Origin of the sequence: Phenylobacterium sp., from assembly GCF_037968635.1 — a bacterium.
Taxonomy (GTDB): domain Bacteria; phylum Pseudomonadota; class Alphaproteobacteria; order Caulobacterales; family Caulobacteraceae; genus Phenylobacterium.
In genome coordinates this window covers 1-8,584 of record NZ_JBBKVV010000059.1, presented here as the reverse complement: position 1 = coordinate 8,584, position 8,584 = coordinate 1, and the positions used below count along the sequence as shown (strand labels likewise).

General features: G+C 66.3%; 5 protein-coding genes and 1 pseudogene. 2 read left to right on the top strand and 4 right to left on the bottom strand.

The window, feature by feature from the left end:
- The first annotated feature begins 164 nt into the window (after positions 1 to 164).
- A pseudogene (locus AAC997_RS06360) lies at positions 165 to 581 on the top strand (DUF805 domain-containing protein).
- On the opposite strand, the gene AAC997_RS06355 reads toward AAC997_RS06360, so the two are convergent.
- From AAC997_RS06355 to AAC997_RS06340, 4 genes are all read right to left on the bottom strand, one after another.
- Positions 566 to 1,267 carry a 2-phosphosulfolactate phosphatase gene (locus AAC997_RS06355; protein ID WP_340644848.1) on the bottom strand — a complete coding sequence of 234 codons (702 nt, stop codon included), beginning with the start codon at positions 1,265 to 1,267 and terminating at the stop codon, positions 566 to 568. The pseudogene AAC997_RS06360 and the gene AAC997_RS06355 sit on opposite strands and share 16 nt — an antisense overlap.
- 67 nt (positions 1,268 to 1,334) lie before the next feature.
- Positions 1,335 to 2,448, bottom strand: a protein-coding gene (prfB, locus tag AAC997_RS06350) for a peptide chain release factor 2 (protein WP_340644847.1) whose coding sequence is annotated in 2 segments (ribosomal slippage) — positions 1,335 to 2,378 and positions 2,380 to 2,448 — 1,113 coding nt in all. Because the reading frame shifts where the segments join, the coding sequence is not laid out codon by codon here.
- Between the two features lie 49 nt (positions 2,449 to 2,497).
- Positions 2,498 to 4,918, bottom strand: a complete 2,421-nt coding sequence (locus AAC997_RS06345) for a penicillin-binding protein 1A (protein ID WP_340644846.1) — start codon at positions 4,916 to 4,918, stop codon at positions 2,498 to 2,500.
- A gap of 168 nt (positions 4,919 to 5,086) precedes the next feature.
- On the bottom strand, positions 5,087 to 6,292 hold the full coding sequence (locus AAC997_RS06340) for an N-acetylmuramoyl-L-alanine amidase (RefSeq protein WP_340644845.1): 1,206 nt from the start codon (positions 6,290 to 6,292) through the stop codon (positions 5,087 to 5,089).
- Positions 6,293 to 6,687: 395 nt separating this feature from the next.
- Between AAC997_RS06340 and AAC997_RS06335 the strand changes: the two genes are divergently transcribed.
- A partial coding sequence (locus tag AAC997_RS06335; protein WP_340644844.1) for a ribonuclease E/G occupies positions 6,688 to 8,584 on the top strand: 1,897 nt, incomplete at its 3' end.

Sequence of the window (8,584 nt, the reverse complement as noted above, 5' to 3'; positions counted from 1 at the left end):
GCCCGCCCCCGCTCCGAGTCCGCTGGTCCAGGCTGCTGCGCCGACGCCGACGCCGACGCCGGGCCTGGCGCCCAAGCCCGTCTAGGGCGCCTCGGGCTTCCAAGCCGCAGGCTTGCAGGCTGTCGCGCAGCAGTTAAGCTTCCCCATCGGCAAGGGAGCGCGGCATGGACCAGATGCTGTAACCGCTACGGAAGTACACCGACTTCAACGGACGCGCCCGTCGGTCGGAGTACTGGCTGTTCGCGCTCTTCGTCATCCTCGTACAGATCGCGGCGGGCGTGTTTTCCTGGTTCGCCGGCGGTGACTTGAGTCACGACGCCTTCGCGACGCCGGCCTCCGGCATCATCGCCCTGCTCTATTTCGGCTTCTGCCTTTACATCTTCGTGCCGTCTCTGGCGGTCAGCTTCCGCAGGCTGCACGACAGCGGCCGCACGGCCTGGTGGCTTCTCCTGGGCCTCGTGCCGGTCCTCGGGCAGCTGGTTGTGTTGATCTTCATGATCCTTGACGGCACGCCTGGCGACAACCGCTACGGTCCCGATCCCAAGACCGCGACACCCCCGAGCTCTCAGCTTGTGACATAGGCTCCGTCGCGGAGCATGGGCGCGATGGCGCTGGCCTCATGATCCAGGGCCAGGTCCACATCGATCTCGAAGCCGCGCTCGATCAGTTCGCGGCCTGACAGGCAGTCGCGGATAACAGTGTCGAGGTCCGGCCGCGCGCTGCGCCAGGCGTCGCGAGCGACGCGCGCCTCGGTTGTCATCTCACCGCCCAGAGCGTCGATGATGGCGCCGGCGCCGATCAGGTCCTCGATGGCCGGCCGCAGGGTGTCGCCGGGCCAACGTTCGCCTGCCGGGACCAGGCCGATGTCCCCTTGCCCGGCCAGGTCCCAGGCCTTGGCGGCCACCGCGCGAGCGTTACGCAGGCAACCCGCGAGAACAGGTGTCTCACCGCAGGCGAGGGACAGGCGCGACCCATTGGGTGATGGCAGCAACAGGCGATCGCCAGGGTTCAGGTCACGCAGGCTCGCAGGTGACAGGCTGAATTGGCCGCCGGCTGCGCGCTTGGGCGCCGCGGCCACCGCACCGACCTTCTCGGCGGCGATCCGCGCCGCCTCGTGGTCGCCGAGCGGGAACGGATAGATCAACGCGCCACGCCCCACAGCGATGTCCACTGCTGTCGAAAAGGACAGCACATCGACGATCACGAAGACCGAGACGTGGGGCCTCAGGGCCTCGATCCCTTCGCGCGCCCACTCACAGCGGATCATCGGCTCGACTCCTCGATTGGCGCGCGACGGGCGCCCAAACCGGCGGCCGCTTTCGGCTGTCGCGCACCTAGCCCTCGCGGGTGACCCCCACGCGCTGGGCCAGGGAAGCGCCCATGAAGCCGTCCAGATCGCCGTCTAACACCCCTTGGGTGTCGGAGGTCTCCACCTCGGTCCGCAGGTCCTTGACCATCTGATAGGGCTGCAGGACGTAGGAGCGGATCTGGTGGCCCCAGCCGATGTCGGTTTTCTGATCCTGCATCGCCTGGGCCTCGGCCTCGCGCTTCTGCAGCTCGATCTCGTAGAGCCGGGCGCGCAGCAGCTTCCAGGCTTCCTCACGGTTCTGGTGCTGCGAACGCCCGGCCTGGCAGGCCACGGCCACGCCGGTGGGGATGTGGGTCAGGCGCACGGCGGAGTCGGTCTTGTTGATGTGCTGGCCGCCGGAGCCCGAGGCCCGGTAGGTATCGGTGCGCACATCGGACGGGTTGATGTCGATCACGATGGTGTCGTCCACCACGGGATAGACCCAGACCGAGGCGAAGCTGGTGTGCCGCTTGGCCGCCGAATCAAAGGGTGAGATGCGAACCAAGCGGTGGACCCCCGCCTCGGTCTTCAGCCAGCCATAGGCGTTGTGGCCCTTGACCTGCAGGGTCACCGACTTGATCCCAGCCTGTTCGCCCGAAGTCTCCTCCAGGAAGTCGACGGTCATGCCGTGAGCGGTGGCCCAGCGGGTGTACATCCGCAGCAGCATGCCCGCCCAGTCGTTGGACTCGGTGCCCCCGGCTCCGGAATTGATTTCCATGAAGGCGTCGTTGCCGTCGGCCTCGCCCGAAAGCAGGGCCTCCAGTTCAGCACGGCCAGCGCGCTCCTTAAGGCCCTTGAGCTGCGCGCGCGCCTCGTCGAGCGAGGCTTCGTCACCCTCCTCGTCGGCCATCTCGGCATAGCCCACGGCGTCCACCAGATCGCGCTCGATGGACTGCACGGCCTCCACGCTGGCGGCCAGCTTGGCGCGCTCACGGGTAATGGCCTGGGCCGCCTCGGCGTTGTCCCAGAGGGTCGGATCCTCGACCCGGGCGTTCAGCTCATGAAGTTTTCGAAGGGCAGGTTCCCAGTCAAAGACGCCTCCTGAGCAGTTCAATCGACTGCTCGATGTCGGCCTTGGCAGCCTCAACATCCGCTCTCATGGAAAATTCCTTCGAAAGGTGAGCGGCGGGCAGTAGCGGTTTGCCCGCCCTAGTACAACCCGCTCATGTCATCCTGCTTCTTCGGCGGGGCCGGTGGAGCCGGCGCGCCGGTCGGTTGGCCATCGGGCCAGACCTGTTGATAGGGCTGGGGCCCCTCGCTCGGGCGATAGGCGTCGGTCGAAACCGCGACCTTGGGCTCGGTGCCCGGCTTGAAGGCCTCGCGGATCCCCCGAACCATGATGAACTTGGCGTTCTTGGGCGCCTTGAACTCGGTCTTGGGCAGGTCCTTGGTGGCCGCCATCATGAACTCGGTGAAGATCGGCACCGCCGCCGTAGTGCCGGTCTCGCCTTCGCCCAGACTGCGGTTATCGTCGAAGCCCACGAAGATGCCGGCGACGATCTGCGGCGTGAAACCGACAAACCAGGCGCTGCGGTACTCATTGGTCGTACCGGTCTTGCCGCCGACGGGGCGTCCCAGGACCGACGCGGACGTCGCCGTCCCCCGCTGGACCACGCCCTGGAGCATGGAGGTGATCTGGTAGGCGGTGATGGGATCCATGAGCTGCGCGCCACCTGGCGCGATGCGGGGACTTTCATCGCCATTGAAGCCCGCATCGCAGCGCGGGCAGTCGCGCTTGTCGGCGCGGAAGATGGTCTTGCCCTCGCGATCCTGCACCAGTTCGATCAGGTGCGGCTCGACCTTGCGGCCTCCGTTGACGAAGGAGGCGTAGGCGGCCGTGAGCTTGAACGGCGTCGTCTCGCCCGCGCCCAGGGCCATGGCCAGTACAGGCTCCATCTCGCGCACGACCCCCAGCTTGATGGCCATGTCGCTGATCTTTGACATCCCGACCCCTTGGGCCAGGCGGACGGTCATGGCGTTGCGCGACAGCTCCAGGCCCTTCCGCAGGGTCAGGGCGCCATAGTACTTCTTGTTGTAGTTCTCCGGCGTCCAGTCGGCCCCGGCCGCGCCCTTGAGCGTGATGGCGCTGTCCATGACGACACTGCCCGGCGTGTAGCCATTCTCCAGGGCCGCGGCGTAGACCAGCGGCTTGAAGGCCGAACCCGGCTGGCGCATCGCCTGGGTGGAGCGGTTGAAGTTGGAGAGCGAGAAAGAATAGCCGCCGACCATGGCCAGGACCCGCCCGGAGTTGGGCTCCATGGCCACCAGGGCGCCGTTCACGGCCGGCACTTGCTTAAGGTGATAGCCCGTCCCCTTCTCCACCGGCTCGACGAACACCAGGTCGCCGACGACCGGCACGCCACGGCCCGCTCGGGCCCAGGCGACGTCCTCGCTCACCAGAGCGCCGGTCGCGCCGCCCTCGGCCACCTGGATGCGGATGTTGGTGTTGGACGACTCCGTGACCACCGCCGGTTGCCAGGTGCGGCGCTCGGCGGGCACGGTCTTCTTCTTGGCCAGGGCTTCCCAGCCCGGCGCGATGGTCACGTGGCCCCAGGCCCCGCGCCAGCCATGGCGGCGGTCATACTGTTCCAGGCCATGCATCAGCGCGACCCGGGCCGCCGTCTGCATGTCAGGATCCAGGGTGGTGCGCATATAGTAGCCACCCTCGTTCAGCCTTTGGCCGAGGGTGGCCAATCCGCGGCGGCGGACCTCCTCCACGAAGAAGTCGGCGTCGCGGTACTTGGCGCGGCTGGGGGCTTTTTGGACCTTCAGGTCTTCCTTCAAGGCGCTATCGGCGTCGACCCGGCTGACCCAGCCGAGGTCGGCCATCTGGCCGATGATCCAGTTGCGCCGGGCGGTGGCGTTCGCCTTGCGCCGGATCGGATGATAATTGTCCGGGCCCTTGGGAAGCGCCGCCAGATAGGCGCACTCGGCCAGGGTGAGGTCGGAAATCGACTTGCCGAAATAGTTATAGGCGGCCGCGCCAACGCCGTACGAGCGGTAGCCCAGCCAGATTTCGTTCAGATAAAGCTCAAGGATCTGCTCCTTGTTCAGCGTCTGCTCCAGGCGCCGGGCGAGGATCGCCTCCTTCAGCTTCCGTCCCACCGTGGCGTCGCTGGTCAGCAGAACGTTCTTGGCCACCTGCTGGGTGATCGTTGAGCCGCCTTCGAGGCGCTTGCCGCGGGCGGCGTTCAGCACGTTACGCATCATGGCCCGGGTCAGGCCCATGGCGTCCACGCCGGAGTGTTGGAAGAAGTTGCGGTCCTCCGCCGCCAGGAAGGCCTGGGCAAGCTGCGGCGGGATGTTGTCGTAGGGAACGAAGATTCGGCGTTCGCGGGAGAACTCGCCGATCAGGGTGCCGTCCCAGGCATAGGCGCGGGTGGCGGTAGGCGGACGATAGTCCACCAGGTCCCCGGCGTCGGGCATGTCATGAAACAGCCAAGCGGCGTAGATGGCGATGGCGAACCCAGCCACCGCGATTGCGCTCAACACGGCGACGCCGGCGATCGCGACCCATCTTTCCGGGGGGTTCAAGACTAACAGACCTCCGCGGGCGCCCGCCTCCCGCATGGTCATCGTCTAGAGCGGGTTTCGGAAAAGGGGAAGCCGGTTTTGTGACGCGCGCGGAGTTAGAGTGGGTCACGACGGAGTGGAGTCCGGTTCGCCCGCCCCGCACGCTCCATCTTTTGGAATGAAGTCCGTTTGAACAGATCAGATTTGATCTGGTCCTAAACAGCGCTACCGCGACGCCAGTCGGGTCTCTTGCGCGAAGTAGGCGTCGATGGAGTCACCGACAGCGTTCATCAGCTTGGTCCTGCTGGCAGGGTCGCGAAGGAAGGCTTCGTCTTCCGGATTGTTCACAAAACCCATTTCCAGCAGCACGGCGGGCACGTCGGGCGCCAACAGGACCGCGAGGCCCGCCTCGCGGTGGCTGCGGCGCAGCAGGCGCATGTCGCCGTCCGAAATCCGGTCCAGCACCAACTCGGCGAACGTGGCCGAGCGATTCTTGGTCGAACGCTGGGTCAGGTCGAAGAGAATGCCGGAGACGCCCCGGTCGGCCTGGCTCACCTTCATGAACCAGTCGTCCTTGGAGACCAGCTTCTGAGAGCGGGCGACCGCGCGATCCGCGAGCGTATAGACGCTGGCGCCGCGGGTGCTGGTGTTGGGCCCCGAGTCGGCGTGCAGCGAGATGAACAGGTCCGCGCCCGACTTCCGCGCGATCGGAACGCGGGTTTCCAGCGGGACATAGACGTCCGTGGAGCGCGTCATGACCACCCGATACCGCCCCGTGCGTTCAAGCCGCGCCTTCAGCGCCAGGGCGGCGGCCAGGGTCACTTCCTTCTCGAAGCCGTTCGCGCCGACGGCCCCGGGATCCTTGCCGCCATGACCCGCGTCGATGACCACGGTCTTCTTCAGATTGAGCGGTGGGGGCCGGATGGTCGCCGTGGTGTTGGAGATCAGGGTGGCGCGTTCGCCCGACGCGAGAGGCGCTGCGGCGGCGATGTCGATCACATAGCGATAGTTGGCCGCGCCGTCGGCCGGGGGCAGCAGGAAGCGGCGCTTGATCACCGCGTCGCTCGCCAGGTCGATTTGCAGTCTCGCGCCCAGGGGCCCGCCGTCCAACATCCAGGTCTTCACAAGGCCCTGACCGCCGCCCTGCAGGGTTCGGCCAACGCTGACGCCGGGCAGGTTCACGACGATCCGACGATCGCCGAGGCCGTCTGACGCCACCTTGCCAGTCGCTGAACGGTCCAGGTCGATGACGATGCGCGTTTCGGCCCGGTCGCCGCCGAGGCGCACCTTCAGCACACCGCCGCCCGAGGCGTTGGCCTGGCCCACGGCCGCGATCGCCAGGCAGCAGACGCCCGCGGCGAGCGCCGCAAGGATGCGCTTCCCGAACAGATCGAAGGCGACAACTACTTTTGCGAGCACAACGCCCCACACCACACGCTTCTTGGATTTGAACCCAATATACCCCCATACAGCGTGGAGAAACGGTTAACCCCTCCTCGCTGAGCGGGAACGCAATCCGATTGTCTTTCTTTTTTCAGCTTACTGCTGCAATGTCCCCCGGCGCCGGAGGACGCCCTGCCTGTCAGGGCCATGTTCCGCGCGAAGCCTGCGTCGGCTTCGGCCGAATCCTCGGCCATGACGCATCAATCCGATCCGTGCTCGCTAAGAGTGCGCCTGGGAAACAACTATGGGCAGCGCCGCTCGAGCCCCTTTTCGGCCTTGCACCGCCCGCGTCTCTGACGCGGCCGGCGAAAGCGCGCGCGCCCTCATGACAAACCGGCAGCGCCCGAGCCTAGAGCTCCAGGCGCGCCACGGAGATCGCCTACATGTCCAAGAAAATGCTTATCGACGCCGCTCACGCAGAAGAGACGCGTGTGGTGGTGATCGACGGAACCCGAGTTGAAGAGTTCGATTTCGAAAGCCAGAACCGCAAACAGCTCCGGGGGAACATCTACCTCGCCAAGGTGACGCGGGTCGAACCGTCTCTCCAGGCCGCCTTCATCGAATACGGCGGCAACCGGCACGGCTTCCTGGCCTTCAACGAAATCCACCCGGACTACTACCAGATCCCGGTGGCCGACCGCGAAGCGCTGATGCGCGAAGAGGCCGACGACGAGGACGACCATCCCGAACCGCGCGGGCGTTCCAATCCTTCCTCCGAGAATGACGACGACGACGACGACGCGTCCGACGCCGACGAAGACGACGTCATGGACGAAGAGGTCGCCCGGCGTCGCCGGCGGCTGATGCGTCGCTACAAGATCCAGGAAGTGATCCGCCGTCGGCAGATCATGCTCGTCCAGGTCGTCAAGGAAGAGCGCGGCAACAAGGGCGCGGCCCTGACCACCTACCTCTCGCTGGCCGGCCGCTACGGCGTGCTCATGCCGAACACCGCCCGTGGCGGCGGCATTTCGCGCAAGATCACCACGGTCACCGACCGCAAGCGCCTGAAGGGCGTGGTTCAAAGCCTGGACGTGCCGCAGGGCATGGGCCTGATCGTCCGCACGGCGGGCGCCAAGCGCACCAAGGCCGAGATCAAGCGCGACTACGAATACCTCCTGCGTCTGTGGGAGAATATTCGCGACACCACCCTGCACTCCGTGGCCCCGGCCCTCATCTATGAGGAAGAGGACCTGGTGAAGCGCACCATCCGCGACCTCTACGACAAGGATATCGACGAGGTCTGGGTCGAAGGCGAAGCCGGCTTCAAGGAAGCCCGCGACTTCATGCGCATGCTGATGCCCTCGCAGGCCAAGAAGGTTCAGGCCTATCGCGAGGCCACTCCGCTGTTCGTGAAGCACAAGGTCGAGGACCACCTCGCCCAGATCTACACCCCGACCGTGCCGCTGCGCTCGGGGGGCTATCTGGTGATCAACCAGACCGAAGCCCTGGTGGCCGTGGATGTGAACTCCGGCCGCGCCACCCGCGAGCGGAACATCGAAGCCACCGCGCTGAAGACCAACATGGAGGCGGCCGAAGAGACCGCCCGCCAGCTGCGTCTGCGTGACCTGGCCGGCCTGGTCGTCATCGACTTCATCGACATGGATGAGTCGAAGAACAACCGAGCGGTCGAGAAGAAGCTGAAGGACGCCCTGAAGGACGACCGCGCTCGGGTCCAGATGGGCAAGATCAGCAGTTTCGGGTTGATGGAGATCAGCCGCCAGCGTCGCCGCTCCGGCGTGCTGGAAGGCACCACCCACGTCTGTGAACACTGCGCCGGCACCGGCCGGGTCCGTTCGGTGGAATCCAGCGCTCTGTCGGCCCTGCGCACCGTTGAAGGCGAAGCGCTGAAGGGCGGCGGCGAAGCCACCCTGAAGGTCCCGCGCGCCGTCGGCCTCTACATCCTCAATGAGAAGCGCAACCACCTGGCGCGCATCAACGAGGGTCTTGGCCTGTTCGTCACCATCGTCATCGACGACGCGATGTCCCACGCCGATCATGAGATCGAGCGCACGGCCAGCGAGGCGCGTCCCGAGCACGCCGTGGTGCATCACACGCCGCTGCAGGCCTATGTGCCCGACGACGACGACTTCGATGACAGCGAGATCGAGGACGACGAGGAAGACGAGGAAATCCTCGAAGCCGAGGGCGATGAAGACGAAGAGGGTGGCCGCAACCCGGTCGTCGCCCGTGAAGCGCGCGGCGAGAGCGAAGAGCGGGCCGAAGACGACGGCGAACGCGCCGGTCGTGGCCGCCGCCGCGGGCGTCGTGACGGCGCCGAGC